This window comes from Curtobacterium sp. MCPF17_050 (genome assembly GCF_003224435.2).
Taxonomy (GTDB): domain Bacteria; phylum Actinomycetota; class Actinomycetes; order Actinomycetales; family Microbacteriaceae; genus Curtobacterium.
In genome coordinates this window covers 3013239-3036280 of record NZ_CP126250.1, presented here as the reverse complement: position 1 = coordinate 3036280, position 23042 = coordinate 3013239, and the positions used below count along the sequence as shown (strand labels likewise).

The 23042-nt window shown below is 69.9% G+C and carries 31 protein-coding genes; 29 read left to right on the top strand and 2 right to left on the bottom strand.

Annotated elements, in window-relative coordinates:
- The first annotated feature begins 18 nt into the window (after positions 1-18).
- The 19 genes from rplB to map all read left to right on the top strand — a co-directional run bounded on the left by rplB (position 19) and on the right by map (position 10614).
- Entirely contained in the window at positions 19-858 is an 840-nt protein-coding gene (rplB, locus tag DEJ34_RS14460; protein WP_110824244.1) for a 50S ribosomal protein L2, read from the top strand.
- A gap of 11 nt (positions 859-869) precedes the next feature.
- A complete protein-coding gene (gene rpsS / locus DEJ34_RS14455) occupies positions 870-1151 on the top strand; it encodes a 30S ribosomal protein S19 (RefSeq protein WP_017885529.1) in 282 nt (93 codons plus the stop codon).
- 26 nt (positions 1152-1177) lie between these two features.
- Positions 1178-1570, top strand: a complete 393-nt coding sequence (gene rplV / locus DEJ34_RS14450; RefSeq protein WP_110824243.1) for a 50S ribosomal protein L22 — start codon at positions 1178-1180, stop codon at positions 1568-1570.
- Positions 1570-2376: a 30S ribosomal protein S3 gene (gene rpsC, locus DEJ34_RS14445; protein ID WP_110824242.1), complete on the top strand. Its 807-nt coding sequence runs from the start codon at positions 1570-1572 to the stop codon at positions 2374-2376. Before rplV ends, rpsC begins: the two co-directional genes overlap by 1 nt.
- A gap of 2 nt (positions 2377-2378) precedes the next feature.
- Complete coding sequence (rplP, locus tag DEJ34_RS14440; protein ID WP_110824241.1) at positions 2379-2798, top strand: 50S ribosomal protein L16; 420 nt, start codon at positions 2379-2381, stop codon at positions 2796-2798.
- The gene (rpmC, locus tag DEJ34_RS14435) at positions 2798-3118 is read left to right on the top strand and encodes a 50S ribosomal protein L29 (RefSeq protein ID WP_110824240.1); all 321 of its coding nucleotides are present in this window, start codon (positions 2798-2800) and stop codon (positions 3116-3118) included. Before rplP ends, rpmC begins: the two co-directional genes overlap by 1 nt.
- Positions 3118-3402, top strand: a complete 285-nt coding sequence (gene rpsQ / locus DEJ34_RS14430; protein WP_110824239.1) for a 30S ribosomal protein S17 — start codon at positions 3118-3120, stop codon at positions 3400-3402. Before rpmC ends, rpsQ begins: the two co-directional genes overlap by 1 nt.
- A 31-nt stretch (positions 3403-3433) precedes the next feature.
- Positions 3434-3802, top strand: a complete 369-nt coding sequence (gene rplN / locus DEJ34_RS14425; RefSeq protein WP_110824238.1) for a 50S ribosomal protein L14 — start codon at positions 3434-3436, stop codon at positions 3800-3802.
- Between the two features lie 3 nt (positions 3803-3805).
- Entirely contained in the window at positions 3806-4159 is a 354-nt protein-coding gene (gene rplX, locus DEJ34_RS14420) for a 50S ribosomal protein L24 (RefSeq protein ID WP_110824237.1), read from the top strand.
- Complete coding sequence (rplE, locus tag DEJ34_RS14415; RefSeq protein WP_110824236.1) at positions 4159-4749, top strand: 50S ribosomal protein L5; 591 nt, start codon at positions 4159-4161, stop codon at positions 4747-4749. The genes rplX and rplE overlap by 1 nt, the downstream gene beginning before the upstream one ends.
- A 155-nt stretch (positions 4750-4904) precedes the next feature.
- A complete protein-coding gene (gene rpsH / locus DEJ34_RS14410; protein WP_110824235.1) occupies positions 4905-5303 on the top strand; it encodes a 30S ribosomal protein S8 in 399 nt (132 codons plus the stop codon).
- A gap of 6 nt (positions 5304-5309) precedes the next feature.
- The gene (gene rplF, locus DEJ34_RS14405) at positions 5310-5846 is read left to right on the top strand and encodes a 50S ribosomal protein L6 (protein ID WP_110824234.1); all 537 of its coding nucleotides are present in this window, start codon (positions 5310-5312) and stop codon (positions 5844-5846) included.
- A 2-nt stretch (positions 5847-5848) separates the two neighbouring features.
- Entirely contained in the window at positions 5849-6226 is a 378-nt protein-coding gene (rplR, locus tag DEJ34_RS14400) for a 50S ribosomal protein L18 (protein ID WP_110824233.1), read from the top strand.
- Entirely contained in the window at positions 6223-7035 is an 813-nt protein-coding gene (rpsE, locus tag DEJ34_RS14395) for a 30S ribosomal protein S5 (RefSeq protein ID WP_181419464.1), read from the top strand. Before rplR ends, rpsE begins: the two co-directional genes overlap by 4 nt.
- Positions 7035-7220 carry a 50S ribosomal protein L30 gene (rpmD, locus tag DEJ34_RS14390; protein WP_082517835.1) on the top strand — a complete coding sequence of 62 codons (186 nt, stop codon included), beginning with the start codon at positions 7035-7037 and terminating at the stop codon, positions 7218-7220. Before rpsE ends, rpmD begins: the two co-directional genes overlap by 1 nt.
- On the top strand, positions 7217-7681 hold the full coding sequence (gene rplO, locus DEJ34_RS14385; protein ID WP_110824232.1) for a 50S ribosomal protein L15: 465 nt from the start codon (positions 7217-7219) through the stop codon (positions 7679-7681). The genes rpmD and rplO overlap by 4 nt, the downstream gene beginning before the upstream one ends.
- A 178-nt stretch (positions 7682-7859) precedes the next feature.
- Positions 7860-9182 (top strand): preprotein translocase subunit SecY, encoded by a 1323-nt coding sequence (secY, locus tag DEJ34_RS14380; protein WP_110824231.1) that lies wholly within the window; start codon positions 7860-7862, stop codon positions 9180-9182.
- Positions 9179-9769 carry an adenylate kinase gene (locus DEJ34_RS14375; protein WP_110910519.1) on the top strand — a complete coding sequence of 197 codons (591 nt, stop codon included), beginning with the start codon at positions 9179-9181 and terminating at the stop codon, positions 9767-9769. The genes secY and DEJ34_RS14375 overlap by 4 nt, the downstream gene beginning before the upstream one ends.
- Before the next feature lie 65 nt (positions 9770-9834).
- Positions 9835-10614, top strand: a complete 780-nt coding sequence (gene map, locus DEJ34_RS14370; RefSeq protein ID WP_284180731.1) for a type I methionyl aminopeptidase — start codon at positions 9835-9837, stop codon at positions 10612-10614.
- 306 nt (positions 10615-10920) lie between these two features.
- On the opposite strand, the gene DEJ34_RS14365 is transcribed toward map, so the two are convergent.
- Positions 10921-12201 (bottom strand): LCP family protein, encoded by a 1281-nt coding sequence (locus DEJ34_RS14365; protein WP_258367445.1) that lies wholly within the window; start codon positions 12199-12201, stop codon positions 10921-10923.
- Between the two features lie 287 nt (positions 12202-12488).
- Between DEJ34_RS14365 and infA the strand changes: the two genes are divergently transcribed.
- The 7 genes from infA (at position 12489) to DEJ34_RS14330 (ending at position 17052) form a co-directional block, all read left to right on the top strand.
- Positions 12489-12710: a translation initiation factor IF-1 gene (gene infA / locus DEJ34_RS14360; RefSeq protein WP_017885509.1), complete on the top strand. Its 222-nt coding sequence runs from the start codon at positions 12489-12491 to the stop codon at positions 12708-12710.
- 70 nt (positions 12711-12780) lie between these two features.
- Entirely contained in the window at positions 12781-12897 is a 117-nt protein-coding gene (gene rpmJ, locus DEJ34_RS14355) for a 50S ribosomal protein L36 (protein ID WP_022903266.1), read from the top strand.
- A gap of 206 nt (positions 12898-13103) precedes the next feature.
- Positions 13104-13478, top strand: coding sequence for a 30S ribosomal protein S13 (rpsM, locus tag DEJ34_RS14350; protein WP_110824228.1), 375 nt, complete (start codon positions 13104-13106; stop codon positions 13476-13478).
- 9 nt (positions 13479-13487) lie between these two features.
- On the top strand, positions 13488-13886 hold the full coding sequence (gene rpsK / locus DEJ34_RS14345; RefSeq protein WP_110824227.1) for a 30S ribosomal protein S11: 399 nt from the start codon (positions 13488-13490) through the stop codon (positions 13884-13886).
- Positions 13887-14074: 188 nt separating this feature from the next.
- Complete coding sequence (locus DEJ34_RS14340) at positions 14075-15070, top strand: DNA-directed RNA polymerase subunit alpha (protein WP_110824226.1); 996 nt, start codon at positions 14075-14077, stop codon at positions 15068-15070.
- A gap of 64 nt (positions 15071-15134) precedes the next feature.
- Positions 15135-15716, top strand: a complete 582-nt coding sequence (rplQ, locus tag DEJ34_RS14335) for a 50S ribosomal protein L17 (protein ID WP_110910516.1) — start codon at positions 15135-15137, stop codon at positions 15714-15716.
- 178 nt (positions 15717-15894) lie between these two features.
- On the top strand, positions 15895-17052 hold the full coding sequence (locus DEJ34_RS14330) for an FUSC family protein (protein ID WP_110910515.1): 1158 nt from the start codon (positions 15895-15897) through the stop codon (positions 17050-17052).
- 10 nt (positions 17053-17062) lie between these two features.
- Here DEJ34_RS14330 and DEJ34_RS14325 read toward each other — a convergent pair whose 3' ends face one another.
- Positions 17063-18199: a hypothetical protein gene (locus DEJ34_RS14325; RefSeq protein WP_110910514.1), complete on the bottom strand. Its 1137-nt coding sequence runs from the start codon at positions 18197-18199 to the stop codon at positions 17063-17065.
- Between the two features lie 125 nt (positions 18200-18324).
- On the opposite strand from DEJ34_RS14325, the gene truA reads away from it, so the two are divergent.
- The 3 genes from truA to DEJ34_RS14310 all read left to right on the top strand — a co-directional run bounded on the left by truA (position 18325) and on the right by DEJ34_RS14310 (position 22848).
- The gene (gene truA, locus DEJ34_RS14320; protein ID WP_258368136.1) at positions 18325-19242 is read left to right on the top strand and encodes a tRNA pseudouridine(38-40) synthase TruA; all 918 of its coding nucleotides are present in this window, start codon (positions 18325-18327) and stop codon (positions 19240-19242) included.
- 49 nt (positions 19243-19291) lie between these two features.
- Positions 19292-20038 (top strand): MBL fold metallo-hydrolase, encoded by a 747-nt coding sequence (locus DEJ34_RS14315; RefSeq protein WP_110900417.1) that lies wholly within the window; start codon positions 19292-19294, stop codon positions 20036-20038.
- A gap of 113 nt (positions 20039-20151) precedes the next feature.
- On the top strand, positions 20152-22848 hold the full coding sequence (locus DEJ34_RS14310) for an ExeM/NucH family extracellular endonuclease (protein WP_110910513.1): 2697 nt from the start codon (positions 20152-20154) through the stop codon (positions 22846-22848).
- The last annotated feature ends 194 nt before the right edge of the window (positions 22849-23042 follow it).

The following is a 23042-nucleotide window of genomic DNA, read 5'->3' as shown; positions in this document are numbered from 1 at the left end:
GGACCAGAGGGATAAATCATGGCTATTCGTAACTACAAGCCCACGACTCCCGGTCGTCGCGGCTCCTCGGTCGCCGACTTCGCCGAGATCACCCGTTCGACCCCGGAGAAGTCCCTGCTCCGTCCGCTGCCGAAGACCGGTGGCCGGAACAGCTCGGGTCGCATCACGACGCGTCACATCGGTGGTGGCCACAAGCGCCAGTACCGCGTGATCGACTTCCGTCGTGCCGACAAGGACGGCGTCGACGCGAAGGTCGCGCACATCGAGTACGACCCGAACCGCACGGCGCGCATCGCGCTCCTGCACTTCGTGGACGGCACCAAGCGCTACATCATCGCTCCGAACAAGCTCAAGCAGGGCGACGTCGTCGAGACGGGCCCCGGCGCTGACATCAAGCCGGGCAACAACCTGCCGCTGCGCAACATCCCCGTCGGTACCGTGATCCACGCGATCGAGCTCCGCCCCGGTGGCGGCGCGAAGATGGCCCGGTCCGCCGGTGCCTCGGTGCGTCTCGTCGCCAAGGACGGCCCCTACGCGCAGCTCCGTCTGCCGTCGGGCGAGGTCCGCAACGTCGACGCGCGCTGCCGCGCCACCATCGGCGAGGTCGGCAACGCCGAGCAGTCGAACATCAACTGGGGCAAGGCCGGCCGCATGCGCTGGAAGGGCGTCCGCCCGACCGTGCGTGGTGTCGCGATGAACCCGGTCGACCACCCGCACGGTGGTGGTGAGGGCAAGACGTCCGGTGGTCGTCACCCGGTCAGCCCCTGGGGCCAGGCCGAGGGTCGCACGCGCAAGCCCAACAAGCCGAGCGACAAGCTCATCGTCCGTCGCCGTAACGCCGGCAAGAAGCGCAAGTAGGAGTTCCGAAGATGCCACGCAGTCTGAAGAAGGGCCCCTTCGTCGACGAGCACCTGCTCCGCAAGGTCGTCACGCAGAACGAGGCCAACACCAAGAACGTGATCCGTACCTGGTCGCGTCGGTCGATGATCGTCCCGAACATGCTCGGTCACACCATCGCGGTGCACGACGGCCGTAAGCACATCCCGGTGTTCGTCACCGAGTCGATGGTCGGTCACAAGCTCGGCGAGTTCGCGCCGACCCGCACCTTCCGCGGCCACGTGAAGGACGACAAGAAGGGCCGTCGCCGCTGAGGCGGCGACGAAAGAGGAGGAACGAAATGGTGGAGTCGATCGCACGCGTGCGACACATCCGCGTCACGCCTCAGAAGGCCCGTCGCGTCATCCAGCTGATCCGCGGCAAGCAGGCCCACGAGGCGCTCGCCATCCTGAAGTTCGCCCCCCAGGGCGCTTCGGAGCCCGTGTACAAGCTGGTCGCCTCGGCGATCGCCAACGCACGTGTCAAGGCGGACTCGACGAACAGCTTCCTCGACGAGCGCGACCTCTACGTGAGCAGCGTCTACGTCGACGAGGGCACGACCCTGAAGCGGTTCCAGCCGCGCGCCCAGGGCCGCGCCTTCCGCATCAACAAGCGCACCAGCCACATCACGGTCGTCCTCGCGACGCCGGATGAGGCCGAGGCCGCCGCGACGAGCAAGAAGGCGAGCAAGTAATGGGCCAGAAGGTCAACCCGTACGGCTTCCGTCTCGGGATCACGACGGACCACATCTCCCACTGGTTCGCCGACAGCACGAAGAAGGGTCAGCGCTACGCCGACTTCGTGGCCGAGGACGTCAAGATCCGTCAGTTCCTGACGAAGACCCTCGACCGCGCGGGCGTCGCCCGCATCGAGCTGGAGCGCACCCGTGACCGCGTCCGCGTGGACATCCACACGGCGCGCCCGGGCATCGTCATCGGTCGCCGCGGCGCCGAGGCGGAGCGCATCCGGAGCGAGCTCGAGAAGCTCACCAAGAAGCAGATCCAGCTCAACATCCTCGAGGTCAAGAACCCCGAGACCGAGGCCCAGCTCGTCGCGCAGGGCATCGCCGAGCAGCTCTCCGCTCGTGTCGCGTTCCGTCGCGCCATGCGCAAGGGCCTGCAGGGTGCACAGCGCGCCGGCGCCAAGGGTGTCCGCATCCAGGTGTCGGGCCGCCTCGGCGGCGCGGAGATGTCGCGTTCGGAGTTCTACCGCGAAGGCCGTGTGCCCCTGCACACCCTCCGCGCGAACATCGACTACGGCTTCTACGAGGCCCGGACCACGTTCGGCCGCATCGGCGTGAAGGTCTGGATCTACAAGGGCGACATCACGAACAAGGAGCTCGCTCGCGAGCAGGCGAACCAGCGTTCGTCCCGCCCCGAGCGTCGTGGCGGCGACCGTCGTGGCGGCGGCCCCCGTGGCGACCGCAACGAGCGCGGTGGCGACCGTCGCGAGCAGCAGGCCCCGCAGGACGCGCCGGCCGGCGCAGGAGTTGAGGCGTAACCATGCTTATCCCCCGTCGAGTCAAGCACCGCAAGCAGCACCACCCGAAGCGTTCGGGCCAGGCGACCGGTGGCACCAAGGTCTCCTTCGGTGACTACGGTATCCAGGCGCTCACCCCGGCCTACGTGACCAACCGTCAGATCGAGTCCGCTCGTATCGCGATGACGCGTCACATCAAGCGTGGCGGCAAGGTGTGGATCAACATCTACCCGGACCGTCCGCTCACCAAGAAGCCGGCTGAGACCCGAATGGGTTCCGGTAAGGGTTCCCCCGAGTGGTGGATCGCGAACGTCAAGCCGGGTCGTGTGCTCTTCGAGCTCTCCGGCGTGAGCGACGAGATCGCCCGCGAGGCACTGACCCGTGCAATCCACAAGCTGCCCCTCAAGGCACGCATCATCAAGCGCGAGGAGGGCGACGCATAATGGCGATCGGTTCCAAGGAGCTCCGTCCCACTGAGCTCGACACCTTCGAGAACGAGCGTCTCGCTGACGAGCTGAAGAAGGCCAAGGAGGAGCTGTTCAACCTCCGCTTCCAGTCGGCCACCGGCCAGCTGGAGAGCCACGGCCGTCTCCGTGCCGTCAAGCGCGACATCGCGCGTATCTACACCGTGCTCCGCGAGCGCGAGCTCGGCATCCGTGCCACGCCCGCCCCCGTCGAGACCGCCCCGAAGGCCAAGAAGTCGTCGAAGAAGGCCGAGAAGCCGGCTGAGTCGACCGAGGCCGAGACCGCCGAGGAGAACTGATGGCGACCGAAGAGAAGGACTCCGCAGCCCTCACCCGCGGCTACCGGAAGACCCGTCGCGGCTACGTGACGAGCGACAAGATGGACAAGACGATCGTCGTCGAGGTCGAGGACCGCGTGAAGCACCCCCTCTACGGCAAGGTCATCCGTCGCACGTCGAAGGTCAAGGCCCACGACGAGCTCGGGACCGCCGGCATCGGCGACCTGGTCGTCATCAGCGAGACCCGTCCCCTCAGCGCCACCAAGCGCTGGCGCCTGGTCGAGATCCTCGAGAAGGCCAAGTAGGCCTCGGCCCGCTTCGGAATAGGAGACAGCAGTGATTCAGCAGGAATCCCGCCTGAAGGTCGCCGACAACACGGGTGCCAAGGAGATCTTGACCATCCGCGTGCTCGGTGGCTCGGGTCGTCGCTACGCCGGCCTCGGTGACGTCATCGTCGCCACGGTGAAGGACGCCATCCCCGGCGGCAACGTGAAGAAGGGTGACGTCGTCAAGGCGGTCATCGTTCGCACCAAGAAGGAGACCCGTCGTCCCGACGGCTCCTACATCAAGTTCGACGAGAACGCGGCAGTGATCCTCAAGGCTGACGGCGACCCGCGCGGTACCCGCATCTTCGGGCCGATCGGTCGCGAGCTCCGTGACAAGAAGTTCATGAAGATCATCTCGCTCGCGCCGGAGGTGCTGTAAGCCATGGCGAACATCAAGAAGGGTGACCTGGTCCAGGTCATCACGGGCGCCACGCAGGAGCGTGGCGGCGACCGCGGCAAGCAGGGCAAGGTCATCGAGGTCCGCGGCGACCGTCTGGTCGTCGAGGGCATCAACTTCGTGACCAAGCACGTTCGCGTCGGTCAGACCCAGCGCGGTTCGAAGACCGGTGGCATCGAGCAGCACGAAGCCCCGATCCACGTGTCGAACGTCGCGATCGTCGACCCGAAGACCAAGAAGCCGACCCGCGTCGGTTTCCGCAACGAACAGGTGGAGAAGGACGGCGTCACCAAGACCGTCCGCGTCCGCTACGCCAAGAAGTCTGGTGAGAAGCTCTGATGACCGACACGACTGCCGCGACTGCTGAGAAAGTTCAGCCGCGCCTCAAGCAGAAGTACCGCAACGAGATCAAGGCGGCGCTGACCGAGCAGTTCGGTTACGCGAACGTCAACCAGGTCCCCGGCCTGGTCAAGGTCGTCGTCAACACCGGCGTCGGCGAGGCCGCGCGCGACTCGAAGATCATCGAGGGGGCCATCAAGGACCTCACGGCGATCACGGGTCAGAAGCCGCAGGTCACGCTTGCCCGCAAGTCCATCGCGCAGTTCAAGCTGCGTGAGGGCCAGGCCATCGGCGCGCACGTCACCCTCCGCGGTGACCGCGCGTGGGAGTTCCTGGACCGCCTGCTGTCGCTGGCGCTCCCGCGCATCCGCGACTTCCGCGGCCTGAGCGACCGCCAGTTCGACGGCAACGGCAACTACACCTTCGGTCTCTCGGAGCAGAGCGTGTTCCACGAGATCGACCAGGACCGCATCGACCGCGTGCGTGGGTTCGACATCACCGTCGTGACCACCGCGAAGACGGACGACGAAGGCCGCGCGCTGCTCCGCCAGCTCGGCTTCCCGTTCCGTTCTGCCGAGCAGACGGTCTAAGCTACTCCGGGCGGTGCGGGCCGGAGGAGTTTCTCCTCCGGCCCGCTCGCACGAAGTCACACCGATCCCGGGGAACCGCCCTGGGATCACATCGATCGTCGAGGTCGGCACTCGTGGAACGGGTGTCGAAACCGGACGAAGGACGGAAACGCATCATGACGATGACCGATCCGGTCGCAGACATGCTGACCAGATTGCGGAACGCGAACTCGGCGCACCACGACGCCGTCTCGCTTCCGAGCTCCAAGCTCAAGCAGACCATCGCTGACATCCTCAAGCGCGAGGGTTACATCAGCGAGTGGAAGGTCGAGGACGCCCGCGTCGGGCAGACCCTGACCATCGACCTCAAGTACGGCCCCGATCGCGAGCGTTCGATCGCCGGCATCAAGCGCGTCTCGAAGCCGGGCCTCCGCGTCTACGCGAAGTCGACCGAGATCCCCCGGGTCCTCGGTGGCCTCGGCGTGGCGATCCTGTCGACCTCCTCGGGGCTCCTGACCGACCGCGAAGCCGAGCAGAAGGGCGTGGGTGGGGAAGTCCTCGCCTACGTTTGGTGATCGATCATGTCTCGTATCGGACGTCTCCCCATCGACATCCCGGCCGGAGCGACCGTCTCGGTCGACGGCCAGAACGTCGCCGTCAAGGGCCCGAAGGGCGAGCTCTCGCTCGTCATCGCTGAGCCCATCCAGGCGAAGGTCGAGGACAACCAGGTCCTCGTCAGCCGCCCGGACGACGAGCGTTCCTCCCGCGCGCTGCACGGCCTGACCCGCTCGCTCATCGCGAACCAGATCATCGGCGTCACCCAGGGCTACTCCAAGGGCCTCGAGGTCGTCGGGACCGGTTACCGCGTGGCGGCCAAGGGCAGCGACCTCGAGTTCGCGCTCGGGTACTCCCACCCCATCACGGTCAACCCGCCGGCCGGCATCAGCTTCGCCGTCGAGGGCAACAACAAGGTCACCGTGAACGGCATCGACAAGCAGCTCGTCGGTGAGGTCGCGGCCAACATCCGCAAGCTGCGCAAGCCCGAGCCCTACAAGGGCAAGGGTGTCCGCTACGCCGGCGAGATCGTGCGCCGCAAGGCCGGAAAGTCAGGTAAGTGATCATGGCCATCGGAACTCGTACTCGAGGCAAGAGCAAGGCGGCTGCCAAGGCGCGTCGCCACAACCGTCTCCGGAAGAAGATCACCGGGACCGAGACCCGTCCCCGTCTCGCCGTCACCCGTTCGTCACGTCACGTGTTCGTCCAGGTCATCGACGACGCCAAGGGTCACACCCTCGCCAGCGCATCGACGATGGAGGCCGACCTCCGCTCGTTCGACGGCGACAAGACCGCCAAGGCCCGTCGCGTCGGCGAGCTCGTCGCCGAGCGCGCGAAGTCGGCTGGCGTCGAGGCCGTGGTCTTCGACCGCGGCGGTAGCAAGTACGCCGGTCGCGTCGCCGCGATCGCCGATGGTGCCCGTGAAGGAGGGCTGAACCTGTGAGCGACATCGCGAACACCAACGACGACGCCGAGGCCACGACCGAGGTCGAGACGACCGACGCCGAGACCACCGCGACCGAGGCGAAGGCCCCCGCGGCCAAGGAGCCCGACGTCCCGGTCGTCGAGCGTCCCGTCGAGACCGCTGCGGGTTCGGCATCGAACAACCGCGACTCCGTCGACAACCGTGGCCGTCGTGGTGGCGGCAGCGGTGGCGGGCGTGACCGTCAGCAGGGTGGCCGTGGCGGCAACGACCGCAACGGTCGCGGCGGCGACAGCCAGTTCCTCGAGCGCGTCGTCACCATCAACCGCGTCTCCAAGGTCGTCAAGGGTGGTCGTCGCTTCAGCTTCACCGCGCTCGTCGTCGTCGGTGACGGCAACGGTCTGGTGGGCGTCGGCTACGGCAAGGCCCGCGAGGTCCCGACCGCCATCTCGAAGGGCGTCGAGGAGGCGAAGAAGAACTTCTTCCGCGTCCCCCGCGTCGGCAACACGATCCCGCACCCGGTGCAGGGTGAGGCCGCCGCTGGCGTCGTCCTCCTGCGTCCGGCCGCTGCCGGTACCGGTGTCATCGCCGGTGGTCCGGTCCGCGCCGTGCTCGAGTGCGCCGGCATCCACGACGTCCTGAGCAAGTCGCTCGGTTCGTCGAACACCATCAACATCGTGCACGCGACCGTGACGGCGCTCAAGCAGCTCGAAGAGCCGCGTGCCGTCGCCAGCCGTCGTGGTCTGCCCGTCGACCACGTCGTCCCGGCCCGTCTGCTGCACGCCGAGGCGGCCGCTCGTACGGCTGCGAACGAGAAGGCAGGTGCGTGATGGCGATGCTGAAGATCACGCAGACGAAGTCCGTCATCAGCGAGAAGCAGTACCAGCGCGACACGCTCCGCAGCCTGGGTCTCAAGCGCATCGGCCGTACGGTCCTGCGTGAGGACAACTCCCAGAACCGCGGGTACATCGCGACGGTTGCGCACCTCGTGAAGGTCGAGGAGGTCGACGCATGAGCGACGAGAAGAACGAGCGCGTCCAGATCCTGAAGGTCCACCACCTTCGTCCGGCAGCGGGGTCCAAGAAGGACCGCACCCGCGTCGGCCGTGGTGAGGGCTCGAAGGGCAAGACCGCCGGCCGTGGCACCAAGGGCCAGAAGGCCCGGTACCAGGTCAAGGTCGGCTTCGAGGGTGGGCAGATGCCGCTGCACATGCGCACCCCGAAGCTCCGCGGGTTCAAGAACCCGTTCCGCGTCGAGTACCAGCCCGTGAACCTGGACAAGATCGCGGAGCTCTACCCGAACGGTGGCGACGTCACCGTCGCGGACCTGGTCGCCAAGGGCGCCGTCCGCAAGAACGAGAAGGTCAAGGTTCTCGGTCAGGGTGACATCAGCGTGGCGATCACCGTCACGGTCGACAAGGTCTCGGCATCCGCCGAGGAGAAGATCGTGGCGGCGGGCGGCACCGTCACCAAGTAGTCCCCGTCGGCGGCGGCCCGCGCATTGCGCGCGGGCCGCCGTTACGGTTTCCTTGATGGCAGGTCCGGAACACGGCGTCATTCGACGTGCGTGCCGGACCACGGGGTCGGCGCTTCCGGCCACGGGCGACCTCGCCCGGCTCGACCGGTCAACCGGTCACAGAAGTTCGGAGTAACTCGTGTTCAGAGCGGTCGCGCGCATCATGCGCACCCCAGATCTTCGGAAGAAGATCGGTTTCACCCTCGCGATCATCGCGCTGTTCCGCCTCGGCTCGTACATCCCGGCACCGTTCGTGGACTACGCCAGCGTGCAGGCCTGCCTGGCGTCCGCGTCGTCGTCCGGTGGCCTGTACGACCTGATCAACCTGTTCTCCGGCGGCGCGCTCCTGAAGCTCTCGGTCTTCGCGCTCGGGATCATGCCGTACATCACGTCGTCGATCATCGTGCAGCTCCTGCGCGTGGTGATCCCGCACTTCGACTCCCTCTACAAGGAGGGTCAGTCCGGTCAGGCGAAGCTGACGCAGTACACGCGCTACCTCACCATCGCGCTGGGCGTGCTGCAGTCCACCACCCTGATCACCGTCGCCCGCTCGGGTGCCCTCTTCGGCACGAGCGCCTCGGCCTCCTGCACGTCGATCATCTCGAACGACAGCTGGTACGCGATCCTCCTGATGGTCATCACCCTGACCGCGGGCACCGGCCTGATCATGTGGATGGGCGAGCTCGTCACCGAGCGCGGCATCGGCAACGGCATGTCGCTGCTCATCTTCACCTCGATCGCCGCGCAGTTCCCGTCGGCGCTCTGGGCCATCGAGCAGTCGCAGTCCTTCGAGCTCTTCCTCTTCGTCATCCTGGTCGGCCTGGTCATCATGATGGCCGTCGTGTTCGTCGAGCAGTCGCAGCGGCGCATCCCGGTCCAGTACGCCAAGCGCATGGTCGGGCGCCGCACCTACGGCGGCAACAACACGTACATCCCGATCAAGGTGAACATGGCCGGCGTCGTGCCCGTCATCTTCGCGTCCTCGCTGCTGTACCTGCCGGCGCTGATCGCACAGTTCAACCAGCCCTCGGACGGCTCCGCGCCGGCCCCGTGGGTGACCTGGATCCAGAGCAACCTGACCTCGGGCGACAACTGGTTCTACATGGTCCTGTACTTCCTGCTCATCGTCGGCTTCACGTACTTCTACGTCGCGATCACCTTCAACCCCGAAGAGGTCGCCGACAACATGAAGAAGTACGGCGGGTTCATCCCGGGCATCCGAGCCGGACGTCCGACCGCCGAGTACCTCGACTACGTCCTCACCCGGGTGACGCTGCCCGGTGCGCTCTACCTCGGTCTCATCGCGCTCATCCCGCTCGCAGCACTGGCGCTGTTCGGGGCGAACCAAAACTTCCCGTTCGGCGGTGCCAGCATCCTGATCATCGTGGGTGTCGGCCTCGAGACCGTGAAGCAGATCGACTCGCAGCTGCAGCAACGTCACTACGAAGGGCTCCTCCGTTGAGCGCACGCCTCATCATCGTCGGACCTCCCGGAGCGGGCAAGGGCACCCAGGCCGGCCGCATCGCGTCGGCACTCGGGATCCCCGCGATCTCCACGGGCGACATCTTCCGCAAGAACGTCGCCGACGGCACGCCCCTGGGGCAGCGCGCGAAGGCGCTCATGGACGCCGGCGAGTACGTGCCGGACGACCTGACCAACGCGCTGGTCCGGGACCGTCTCGCCGAGCCGGACGCCGAGCAGGGGTTCCTGCTCGACGGGTACCCGCGCACGACCGCACAGGTCGAGTACCTCGACGCGCTCCTCGCGGAGCAGGGTGCGGCGATCGACCTCGTCGTGCAGCTCGTCGCCGACCAGGAGGCCCTCGTGGCGCGCCTGCTCAAGCGTGCGGGGGAGCAGGGTCGCGCCGACGACACCGAGGAGACGATCCGTCGTCGCCAGCAGGTGTACCAGGAGCAGACCGCGCCGATCATCGCCGTCTACCAGGAGCGCGGGCTCGTCGCCGACGTCGACGGTCTCGGCACCGTGGACGAGGTCGGGGACCGCATCGCGGAGGCCCTGACGACCCGCGGTCTCACGGCCGCCGTCTGACCGGGGTCGGTCCGGTGCGTCGGCGGAAGCCCTCCATCTACAAGTCGCCCGAGGAGCTGCGCGCCATGGTGCGCCCGGGTCTCCTCACCGCGCAGGCATTGGACGCCGTCCGAGCAGCGATCCGGCCCGGGACGACCACGGCGGAGCTCGACGCGATCGCCGAGCGGACGATCCGCGACGGCGGGGGCATCCCGAACTTCCAGCTCGTGCCGGGCTACCGCCACACGCTCTGCGTCTCGGTGAACGACGAGATCGTGCACGGGATCCCCAGCGCACGGGTGCTGCAGGCCGGCGACATCGTGTCGGTCGACGCCGGGGCCGAGGTCGACGGCTGGAACGGTGACAGCGCCTTCACCGTGGTCGTGCCCGGCGGCGACCCCACCGTGGCGGCCGCCCGGCAGAAGTTGTCCGACACCACCGAGCGCGCGCTGTGGCACGGCATCGCAGCGCTCGCGCACGCACGGAACCTGCACGAGGTCGGCTCGGCCGTCGAGGACGCCATCGACGAGACCGGGGCGTGGGGCATCGTCGAGGACTTCACCGGCCACGGGATCGGCCGGTCGATGCACGAGGAGCCTCCGGTCTTCAACCACCGTGTCCGCGGTGCCGGCCCTGCCGTGCAGCCCGGCCTCGCGGTCGCCATCGAACCGATGGTCACCGCCGGCACGATCGACAGTTCGACCGACGACGACGAGTGGACGGTCCGGACGCTCGACGGGTCCGATGCCGCCCACTGGGAGCACAGCGTCGCGGTGCACGCCGACGGCATCTGGGTGTTGACCGCCGCCGACGGTGGGGCCGCCGGGCTGGCACCCCTCGGCGTCACGCCGGTCCCGGTCCCGTAGCGCGCCTTCCGACCGCGTCTCCGGACCGCGTCTCCAGCTCCGGGCACGGAGGCCGTCCGGCCCGGCACCGCGTGCTGCCGTCCAGGCTGCAGGACCCGGAACGCGGGTCGACCCTGGTGACGCGGGACGGGCCTCCAGGCAGGACGTGGCTGGTTCAGTGCGGCTTCGCCGCGCATCTCCCACCCGCCGCCGTCAGGCGACGCGCTCCGTCGGCGTGGGTCGGTGGCCCTGCCGACGGCGCCGACGAGTCGGGGCCGGACGGGAGGCCCGGCGTCCCCGACCCCGGACCGTCCGTCGCGCGGTCCCTCAGTTCCCGACGGAGCAGGTCTCCTCGGCAGCGCTCTGTCCGCTGATCGAGGAGGGCAGCGGCGTCGAGGAGGGGCTGCTCGTCGTGGTCGTCTGTCCGTCCGGCGTGGCCGACGCGCTCGGAGCGGCGGTCGCGGCGTCCGACGGCGCGGCATCGGACGGGCTCGCGGACGGAGCCGGGGTCTCTGTGTCGGACGACTCCTGCGAGGCGCGACCGGTCGACGAGTCGCTGAGCGAGGTCCGCTCGTCCGTCTGCAGGGCGACGTTGAGCGTGTGGGCGGCGGCCTCGTCGACGACGACGCGCGCCGCGTCGGCGGGGTCGTCGACGACCGGGTACTGCACGAAGAGCATGCTCGAGGTGCTCATGCCGCGCAGGGTCGATGCGAGGCCGACGAGGGTCCGGGTCTGCGCGAGGCCGTCGGACAGCGTCATGTTGGACAGCGCTGCGCCGGCGAGCTTGTAGAGGGTGATCGGGTTCGACAGGGTGCCGTCCGCCGTCACCTGGCGGAGCAGTGCGGACAGGAAGACCTGCTGGGAGCTGATGCGGGCCAGGTCGCTGCCGTCGCCGACGCCGTGGCGCGAGCGGAGGAAGGCGAGCGCGTCCGAGCCCTGCAGGGAGTGCGCGCCGGCGGTCAGGTGCAGCCCGGTGAAGGTGTCGTCGATGGGGGTCGCGACGCAGACGTCGACCCCGCCGAGGGCGTTCGACATCTCGATCACGCCGTCGAAGGTGATGAGCCCGGCGTAGGGCACGGTGAGGCCGGTGAGGTTCTCCACCGTGTCGACGACACAGGAGACACCGCCGTTGCCGAGCGCGGTGTTGAACTGCGCGGACTCCGCTGCGGGGTAGGTCGTCCCGGTCTCGGGGTTGGTGCAGGCCGGGATCGGCACCATCAGGTCCCGGGGGAAGCTGACCGCGGTGAGCTGCTGGTGGTCCTCGGACACGTGCACGAGCATCGTGACGTCGTTGCGGGCGCCCTCGACGTCCTCGTCGGAGTCGAACTGCCCGACGCGGGTGTCGCTCCCGATGAGCAGGATGTTCGCGCCACCCTCGATGGCGGTGACGTCGGCAGTCTCCGCGGTGCTCTGGTCGTCGGTGCTGAGCTGCACCGTCTGCGGCGCCGCGGCGAGCTGGGCGCCGGCGATCGCGGCGACGCTGGTGCCGCTGACGAGCAGGACCGCGGCTGCGGATGCGACGACGGACAGGAGGGTCGTCCAGGCACGGCGGCGGGGGAGTCGGCCGTGGCGGGCGACGGGGCGCGCGCGGCCGGGGGCGTCGGGCACGGGGGTCCTCCTTCGGTGACTGCTCTCGTCACCGTACGGGGCCGGGCCCTGTTCCGGCATCGCTCCGGCTGTGGAGAACCTGTCGAACAGCGGATCTGCGGGCCGATCCGGGCGGCTCGTCCCCTGCACTGGGGTGCCCGCGCCGCTCCGACATGCAGGCGCACTTGGCAATTGGCGGTCTACCACATAAGATCGATCTTTGGTGTGCCATGCCCTCTGGCGTGGCGCCCGACCCGCAGACCGGCTCGGGGATCACACCGGTAATCCAACCAAGCGACAGTGAGGCTATGGCCAAGAAAGACGGCGTCATCGAGATCGAGGGCTCGGTGCTCGAAGCTCTGCCCAACGCGATGTTCCGCGTTGAGCTGACCAACGGACACAAGGTCCTCGCGCACATCTCCGGGAAGATGCGCCAGCACTACATCCGCATCCTCCCCGAGGACCGCGTGATCGTGGAGCTGAGCCCGTACGACCTGACCCGCGGCCGGATCGTCTACCGCTACAAGTGATCCGCGAGCTGGAAAGGAACGGCCCGGCGAACCCGCCGAGCACGAAGCCAGCGAGCACGAGGAACGAACAATGAAGGTCAACCCCAGCGTCAAGCCCATCTGCGAGCACTGCCGAGTGATCCGCCGGAAGGGCCGCGTCATGGTGATCTGCAAGAGCAACCCGCGTCACAAGCAGCGCCAGGGCTAGTCCCTGTGGGGCTCCTCCGGGAGCCTGCCGCGTGAGCGGGGTCGCCGGTCGTCAGACCGCCTGCGGCTCGAGCACGAACCACAACTGAAGATCGACAACGCAGTACCAGAACCCATCCGCCTCGGCGGGTGGGGGACACCTCGGGGCGGAGGCCCGGGCACCGGTACTGCGCCACACCTCCATCGACAACAGGAGCAGCCAGCACAATGGCACGTCTAGCAGGCGTCGACATCCCGCGCGAGAAGCGCGTGGAGATCGCACTCACCTACATCTACGGGGTCGGCCGTACCCGCGCCGTCCAGACGCTCGCGGAGACCGGCATCTCCGGCGACATCCGCGTCAAGGACCTCACCGACGACCAGCTCGTCGCCCTCCGCGACTACATCGAGGGCACGTTCAAGGTGGAGGGTGACCTCCGCCGTGAGGTCGCCGCCGACATCCGCCGCAAGGTCGAGATCGGTAGCTACGAGGGTCTCCGCCACCGTCGTGGTCTCCCGGTGCGCGGTCAGCGCACCAAGACCAACGCTCGTACCCGCAAGGGCCCGAAGCGCACCGTGGCAGGCAAGAAGAAGGCTCGATAGGAGATCACGATGGCTACCCCCAAGACCGCCGCGCGCAAGCCGCGCCGCAAGGAGAAGAAGAACGTCGCCGTGGGCCAGGCCCACATCAAGAGCACGTTCAACAACACCATCGTCAGCATCACCGACCCGTCAGGTGCCGTCCTGAGCTGGGCGTCCTCGGGCGCCGTCGGCTTCAAGGGCTCGCGCAAGTCGACGCCGTTCGCGGCGCAGCTCGCCGCCGAGTCGGCCGCCCGTCAGGCCGCCGAGCACGGCGTCAAGAAGGTCGACGTCTTCGTCAAGGGCCCGGGCTCGGGTCGCGAGACGGCGATCCGTTCCCTCCAGGCCGCTGGCCTCGAGGTCGGCTCGATCAACGACGTCACGCCGCAGGCGCACAACGGGTGCCGCCCGCCGAAGCGCCGCCGCGTCTGACGCGAGGAGCAACCGGCCGTTCCCCGCTCGTTCCCTGACCGGGACGAGCGGGGTCGGCCATTCCTGGTCGTTCGATCGCGCACTCCAGTGCGCGTGATCACAACTGAAACAGACCCGTCGGGGCCCGGCCGGCCCCGTCGTACCGCCAAGTGTCATATAGCGGACACTTCGCCGAAAGGAATTCCACAGTGCTCATTGCACAGCGCCCCACCCTGAACGAGGAGTCGATCTCCGAGTTCCGCTCGCGCTTCGTCATCGAACCGCTCGAGCCGGGCTTCGGCTACACCCTCGGCAACTCGCTGCGCCGCACGCTCCTCTCGTCCATCCCCGGTGCTGCCGTCACGAGCATCCGCATCGACGGTGTCCTCCACGAGTTCAGCACCGTTCCCGGTGTCAAGGAGGACGTCACCGAGATCATCCTGAACATCAAGAGCCTGGTCGTCTCCAGCGAGCACGACGAGCCGATCACCGCGTACCTGCGCAAGCAGGGTGCGGGCCAGGTCACCGCGGCGGACATCTCCGCCCCGGCCGGTGTCGAGATCCACAACCCGGACCTCGTCATCGCGACCCTGAACGACTCCGCGCGCTTCGAGCTGGAGCTGACGATCGAGCGTGGCCGCGGCTACGTCTCGGCGACCCAGAACCGCTCGGAGTTCAGCGAGGCCGGTCAGATCCCGATCGACTCGATCTACTCGCCCGTGCTCAAGGTCACCTACCGCGTCGAGGCGACGCGTGCCGGTGAGCGCACGGACTTCGACCGCCTGGTCGTCGACGTCGAGTCGAAGCCCGCGATCACGCCGCGCGACGCCATCGCGTCGGCCGGTCGCACGCTGGTCGAGCTGTTCGGTCTCGCCCGCGAGCTGAACACGGCGGCTGAGGGCATCGAGATCGGCCCCGCGCCGGTCGACGCCGTGCTCTCGAACGAGCTGCAGACCCCGATCGAGGACCTCGACCTGTCGGTGCGCAGCTACAACTGCCTCAAGCGGGAGGGCATCAACACGGTGTCCGAGCTCGTCGCCCTGTCGGAGACGCAGCTCATGAACATCCGCAACTTCGGTCAGAAGTCGGTGGACGAGGTCAAGGACAAGCTCACCGAGCTCGGCCTGTCCCTCAAGGACACCGTCCCCGGATTCGACGGTGCCCACTTCTACAGCGGGTACGACGAGGACGAGTCCAGCAACTGACCTCGCGCTGACGCGCACGCGCTCCTGACACGGGGCGCACCACCATCACCACTGGAGAACTGACATGCCGAAGCCCACCAAGGGCCCCCGCCTCGGTGGCGGTCCCGCCCACGAGCGCCTGCTCCTGAGCAACCTCGCCAACGCCCTCTTCACGCACGGTCGCATCACGACGACCGAGACGAAGGCCAAGCGCCTCCGTCCGGTCGCCGAGCGGCTCATCACGTTCGCGAAGCGCGGCGACCTGCACGCGCGTCGTCGCGTGATCGCGGCCCTGCGCGACAAGACCGTCGTGCACACGCTGTTCACGGAGATCGCGCCGCAGGTGGCCGACCGCCAGGGCGGCTACACCCGCATCACGAAGCTCGGCTTCCGCAAGGGCGACAACGCGCCGCTCGCCTCGATCGAGCTCGTCCTCGAGCCCGTCTCGAGCTCGCCGGCTCCCGTCACGCGCAACGCTGCCCCGGCCGCCGCTGCGCCGGTCGCCGAGGACACCACGTCCGAGGAGACCACGGTGGCCCCGGTCGAGGAGACCGAGACCACCGAGGAGTCGACCCCGGTCGCCGACGAGACCACGACCGACGCTGCTGCCGAGGTCGAGGCCGACGCCGCTGCGAAGTCGGACGACGCCGCGGACGCGTCCAAGTAGTCGCACCGCACCACAGGAAGGCCCCTGCAGCGTCTGCTGCAGGGGCCTTCCTGTTCCACCGCGCAGGCTCCTGACCACGCGGTTCGGACCACCCGGCGGGCCCGGCAGACCCGGGAGGCCCGGGAGGCCCGACCAGCGTCCGCCCCCACATCGTGCCGACCGAGAGACGAGGTACCCGATGCAGTTCCAGCACGTCGCCGGCGTCGGCACCCGACTGTGGCGGTGGAGCCGGGACTCCGGCACGCAGCCCCGGCTGCTGCACGCCGCGAAGGCGGCTGCGGCGGCCACCATCGCCTGGCTGGTCGCGCAGAACGTGCCCGGTGTGGCAGCGGAGTACCCCTACTACGCCCCGCTCGGTGCGGTCGTGGCGATGCAGACGACGGTGTTCGCCGGACTCCGGAGCGGGCTGCAGACCCTGGTCGGGATCGCGCTCGGCATCGCGGTCGCCGCCTTCACGATGTGGGTCGGCGACCCCGGGGTCCTGGCCGTGGCGATCACGGTCGGCGTCGGCGTCCTCGTCGGCGGGTTCCGGGTCCTCGGCGAGGGGAGCTCCTGGGTGTCGACGGCGGCGCTCTTCGTCCTGCTCGTCGGCGGTGCACACGCCGAGGGGTACTCGCTCGGGTACCTGGTGCAGATGGCCGTCGGCGTGGTGGTCGGGCTCCTCGTGAACTTCCTGGTGTTCCCGCCCCTGCGCTTCTGGGACGCCGAGCGCCGCATCGACCAGGTGAACACCGTCCTCGCCACGCACCTGGACGGCCTGGCGGACGTGCTCGAACAGGGCGAGCGTGACGAGCGCGCGTGGGACCAGGCGCAGGACCGCCTCGACCGTGCCATCGCCGACGTCCGGGCTCGGGTGTCGATCGCCCAGGAGAGCCGCCGCATCAACCCCCGCGGTGCGCTCCGCGGCTCACGTGCCCGCCTGCAGCGCGACGGCGCCCGCTTCCGCGCGCTCGAGCGGGTCGCCTGGTACACGACCGACCTGACGGAGCTGGTGGCCCGTTCCGGTCCGGTGTCGGCGAACCTCGGACGTCCGGACGAGGCGTTCACGACGCCGCTCGTGCACGCCGTCCGGCAGGTCGCGTCGATGGTCCGCGGCGACCACCCGCCGGACGAGGGCGACCGGGCGATCGCGGAGCTCGAGCAGGCGCTCGACGCCTCGCACGAGTTCCCGTCGGACGTCGCCGTGACCGCCACGGCGCTGGTGGCGCTCCGCGGCATCGTCGAGTCGGAGCGCCGGGCGACCCGGGACGCCGACACCGAGACCGGCCCTGCCGAGCCGACGAGCATCCGCGACCGGCTCGTGCGCCGACGCGGGCACGGCGGTCAGCGGGGCTGACGCCGACGCGTCACGAGCCGAACGACGACGCCGCCCACCGCTCGACCGCGGCGGCGGTGTCCGATGCCGCCTCGGTCGTCAGGAGGTACTGCGTCCAGGTGCGGTCGTGCACCACGTCGACCGTGCAGGCGAGCTCGTCACACGTGCGCCATGCGGCGTCGCGTGCGCCGAGCCCCGGGAGGTCGACCCTTCCGTCGCGGTCGACGGTGCCCGCCGCGAGCCGCTGCTCGACGACCCACCCGCTGTCCGGGACCGAGGCGTACACCGCGCCCGTGGCGTACTCCGGGCCGACGAAGCGGCACGTGCTGCCGCCGACCCGGCTCTGGGCGAACTCGTCGATGGTCGGCGGGGTGTCGGTCAGCGTCACCGAGTCGCGGAGGGTGGTGTCGGCGACGGCCGCGACCCCGTCCGTCGTGCAGTCGGTGAACGACCAGTCGTCCGAGTCGTCGCCGTCCACCGATGCAGCCGGGGACGCGGCGACGGTCTCCCGAGCGTGCTCGAGGAGCGCTTCGTACTCGGGCTGCATCGCCTCGGGGGTGGCGTCCGAGGCGGTCTGCAGACGCACGACCGCGACGTCGACCCAGGCCGTCCCGGCGAGCACACCACCGTTGCAGTACACCCGTGCGGCATCACTCGCGGCGCAGCGCACCGTGGTCGCGCTCTCCGCGGGAGCGGTCGCGTCGGTGCCGGCGGTCCGGAACGCGGCAGCGGCGTCCGGGAGCACGGCGACCCGGACGCCCTCGTAGGCGGGCTCGTCGGCCGTGCGCGCGGCGCGGTCGTCCAGCGGGGAGCTGCCGTTGGACGCCCAGCATCCCGTCCCGCCGGCGAGCCTGGTGGCGTTCCACGTGGCGGCCGGGTGGGCCAGTTCGGTGATGGCGTCGACCGGCTCGGCATCGGGGACGAGCGCGCGGACGAGGTCGTCCGGCAGGAGGGCGTCACACGCGGGCGCGCCGCCGGCGGAGGGCTCGGTGCCGAAGTCGGTCGTGGCGGGCGTGTGGTCCGAGGTCGGTGACGAGGAGGGGCTCGCGTCGGTCGGGATGGGCGTCGGGTCGGCGCTCGTCGTGGGTGTGCAGGCGGTCATGCCGGTGCTCAGCGCAGCCAGGAGTGCGACGGCCACGACCCCCCTCGTGACGGTCTTCTTGTGCATGTGTTCAGTATGGAGACGCGCGACCGGCTCGCACGCGAGCGCACATCACGGTCCGGTACCGACCTCGATCCCGCAGAGCGTGTCCGACGGCACTGACGTCGCGCTGACGTCGGTACCGTGGAGGCGTGAGCGAGACCGGCCGGACCGAGGGCGAGGCCGGCGTGCGGCTGCGGCTCGACATCGCCTACGACGGAGCGGCGTTCTCCGGGTGGGCCCGACAGCCCGGACTCCGGACCGTGCAGGGCGCGCTCGAGTCCGCCCTCGCCACCGTCTTCACCCGCTGGGGCACACCGCCGCAGCTCACGGTCGCCGGCCGCACCGACGCCGGTGTGCACGCCACCGGGCAGGTCGCGCACCTCGACCTCAGCGACGAGCAGTGGGCCGCGCTCTCCCGTCCCCGCCGTCCCGCCGCCGACGGCACCACGCGGGACCCCTTCGCCGGGCTGGTCCGCCGCCTGAACGGGCTCGCCGGGCCGGACGGGGACGTCGTCGTCACCCGGGCGTCGGTCGCCCCGCCGGGGTTCGACGCGCGGTTCTCACCGGTCTGGCGGCGGTACCGGTACCGGGTCGCCGACCTCGATGCCGCCCGTGACCCGCTCCGTCGCGGACACACGGCCTGGTACCCGGGGCGCCTGGACCGGGCGGTGATGGAGCGCGGTGCGCTCCGCCTGCTCGGGCTGCACGACTTCGCGGCGTTCTGCAAGCCGCGTGAGGGCGCGACCACCATCCGGACCCTGCAGGAGTTCCGCTGGGACCGCGAGCCGGACGGCGTGCTGGTGGCGAGCCTCCAGGCCGACGCCTTCTGCCACTCCATGGTGCGCGCCATGGTGGGCGGCTGCCTCGCCGTCGGTGAGGGCCGCCTGACGCCGGACCGGCTCGACGAGCTGCGGATCGCCGCCGAGCGCACGAGCGCCTTCACGGTCGCCCCGGCCCGTGGGCTCACCTTGACGGAGGTCGGGTACCCCGACGACGACGCCCTGGAGGCCCGTGCCGTGCAGACGCGCGCCCGTCGCGACGCGGAGGGACACCGGCCCGGCGACTGAGCGGCAGGCACCCGCGTCGCGTCCCGGCGCAGGGCGCTACCGTCGGGGCATGGCTCCTCGTGCTCCGCGCTCCGTCGTCTCCGTCGCACCCGGCGTGGTGTTCGTCGAGGGGCCGGTGTCCAACTGGGTCGTCCTCGCCGAGGAGGACGGCGTCGCCCTCATCGACGCGGGGTACCCCGCCGACACCGACCTCGTGCTGGACAGCGTGCTGCTCGCCGGCCACGACCTCGACGAGCTCCGCCGCGTGTACGTCACCCACGGCCACGTCGACCACGTCGGCGGCCTGCCCGGGATCCTCGAGCGTCACCCGCACGTCGAGGTCCTCGCGCACGCGGACGAACTCGCCAACGTCCGTGGACCGGGGCGCCAGCAGGTCACCCCGGCGGAGATCGGCGGACGGCTCGCCGCTCCCCGGGTGCTGCGGTGGCTCGGGCGTGCGATCGCCTCGGACGCGCTCCGGCCGACCACCGTCCCGTCCGCGCGCGCGTTCACCGCGCGGGACTTCGACGGTCGCGCGATGACCCCGCTGCCCGCGCCCGGCCACACCGCCGGGTCCACCGCGTACCTGCTGCCGGCCGCCGATGCGATCGTCACGGGCGACGCCGTCGTCACCCACCACGACACCCAGCCGGCCTCGTGGGCACCACGGCCGCGCATGATCACGCCGTTCTTCACGGCCGACCAGGCGCTCGCCGTGGAGTCCGCGGGCGTGCTGCCGTACCCGGCGATCGTGTTGCCCGGACACGGTCCGGCGGTGCACCGGGTCGGGTCGGAGTGGGTGCCGATCGAGGCGTGACGGGCCGCCCGGTCCGCTGCTCGGCGTCCCTGCCACGAGCCCCGATCTGGGGTGGAACGGATCGTTCACCCGTTGGAAACCTGAGCGGTGCCGCAGGTCGGTAGCGTGCGGCCATGCAGAGATCCGTCGGACGCACCCTGCTGTGCGCCACCGCTGCCACGGCGCTCCTCGTGGCCCCGCTCGTCTCCGTCACCGCGGCCTCCGCCGACCCGGTCGGTACCGGGCTCGTGATCACCGAGGCGTACCTCAAGGGCGGCAGCGCGAACCAGCCGTTCACGAACAAGTTCGTCGAGCTCGGCAACCCCACCGACAGCCCCGTCGCCGTCGACGGTTGGTCGGTGCAGTACCGCTCGGCCACGGGCACCGGAGCCCCGACGGTCGGCAAGCTCTCCGGTTCCGTCCCGGCGCACGGCACCTACCTGGTGCAGATGGGCTCGAACGGCACGAACGGCGTGGCACTGCCCGAGCCCGACTCTGTCACCGGCCTGAACCCCTCCGGGTCGACGGGCACCCTCGTGCTGGCGAACCAGGCCGCAGCGCTGTCGCTCCCCGCCGGGCCGGTCGCCGCCGGCACCCCCGGGGTCGTGGACCTGCTGGGTTACGGCACGTCGAACACGTTCGAGACCGCGGTCGCGACCGCCGGCACGGCGAACTCCGTCCCCGACGCGCTGACCCGCGCGGGCACGACGGACACCGACTCGAACGCCGCCGACTTCCGGGTGACGTCGACGGTCACGCCGGAGAACGCCGCGGGCGACGGTGAGCAGCCGACGGACCCGACCACGCCGACCGACCCGACGACGCCGACCGAGCCGTCGCCCCCGGCCGAACGGATCAGCATCGCGCAGCTGCAGGGCACCGGCGACGCATCACCGTACGTCGGCAAGACCGTCACCACGACCGGCGTCGTCACCGCGGTCTACGCCACCGGCGGCTTCGCCGGCTACACGGTCCAGACCGCCGGCACTGGGGGCGCGCTCGACCTCGGGACGCACACCGCCTCGGACGCCGTGTTCGTCTACTCGGCCGCCACCGCCGGCAGCGTGACGATCGGTGACGCCGTCGAGCTCACCGGCTCCGTGTCGGAGTTCAACGGGCTCACCGAACTCACGGTCTCGAGCGCCGCCGGACTGACGAAGCTCGCCACACCGGCCGTCGCGCCGCTGCCCGCCGCCGTCGCCTTCCCTCGCGCCGACGCACAGCGCGAGTCGCTCGAGAGCATGCTCGTCGCGCCGCAGGGTGACTACACGGTCGCCGACAACTACACGACGAACCAGTACGGCGAGGTCGTCCTCGCGACCGGCACGAAGCGCCTCCTGCAGCCGACCGAGGTGGCCCGCCCGGGCAGCGCCGAGGCGGCCGCCGTGACGGCGGACAACGCAGCCCGCAAGGTCGTCCTCGACGACGGTGCGAGCAGGAACTTCCTCAGCGCGGTGAACCAGTCGATCCCGGTCTCGTGGCTCACCCAGGGTCCGGTGACGGTCGGCGCTGCGGCGACCTTCACGAAGCCCGTCGTCCTCGACTACCGCAACGACTCGTGGAAGTTCCAGCCGACGTCGCCGATCACCGGTGCCACCCCGGCCGCGGCGCTGCCGGCGGCCTTCTCGGACGTGCGGACCGCCGCCCCGGAGCAGGTCGGCGGTGACGTCCGTCTCGCCGGCTTCAACGTCCTCAACTACTTCCCGACGACCGGTGACCAGCTCACCGGCTGCACGTACTACACCGACCGCGACGGCGACCCCGTCACGGTGCGCGGTGGCTGCGACGCCCGCGGTGCCGCGAACGCGGACGACCTCGCCCGGCAGCAGGTGAAGATCGTGAAGGCGATCAACGGGCTGGGCGCCGACGTGGTCTCCCTCGAGGAGATCGAGAACTCGGCACGCTTCGGCCAGGACCGTGACGCCGCGGTGGCGACCCTCGTGGCCGCGCTGAACGCCGCGACCGGCAAGGACACCTGGGCGTACGCGGGGTCGCCCACGGCGCTGCCGGCGAGCGAGGACGTCATCCGGCTCGCGATCATCTACAAGAAGGACCGCGTGCAGACCGTCGGCGCCTCCACGATCCTGACCGACTCGACGGCGTTCGCCAACGCCCGGCAGCCGCTCGCGCAGGCCTTCGCACCGGTCGTGACGAAGCCCGGCAAGGGGAAGGCCCCGAAGCCGTCCGCGAAGGACACCTTCCTGGTGATCGCGAACCACTTCAAGTCGAAGGGCTCCGGCTCCGCGGCGGACGCCGACCAGGGCGACGGGCAGGGCGCGTCGAACGCCTCCCGCGTCGCGCAGTCGAACGCCCTGGTGGCGTTCTCCACGGCGATGCAGCGGCAGTCCGGCACGGACAAGGTCTTCATGCTCGGTGACTTCAACGCGTACAGCCAGGAGGACCCGGCGGTGGTCCTCCGCCAGGCCGGCTACACCGACCTCGGCCCGACTCGCGACGCTGCCGAGTGGTCCTACGTGTTCAACGGCCTGAGCGGTTCGCTCGACCACGTGTTCGCGTCGAAGGCGGCCCTCGCGACCGTCACCGGTGTGGACATCTGGAACATCAACTCGGTGGAGTCCGTCGGCCTCGAGTACAGCCGGTACGACTACAACGTCACCGACCTGTACCGCAACGACGTCCGCCGGGCGAGTGACCACGACCCGATCCTGGTCGGCATCGACCTGCCCGGCCTCACGGCGCCGGGTGGCGGGACCCCCGGACACGGCAGCGACCCTGGCCACGGTGGGGGCCAGGGGCACGGCAACCCGATCGCGAACGCGCTCGCGGCGATCGCCGCTCTGATCGCCTGGCTGCGCAGCCTGCTGGGCTGACCGACGGGTCACCTGACGGACGGGAGGCGCGGTGCCGGCTGGCACCGCGCCTCCCGTCCGTCGTGGCCACCGTTTGACCGCAGCGGGCGGCGTCCGTTAGGCTCTCACCTTGGTCTGCGCGCTCTGTTGCGCCAGACAGTCAGATGGGCCCTCCACCGGGTCGTTCGCCGGGCGTCTGCCCGCGAGAACGCCCA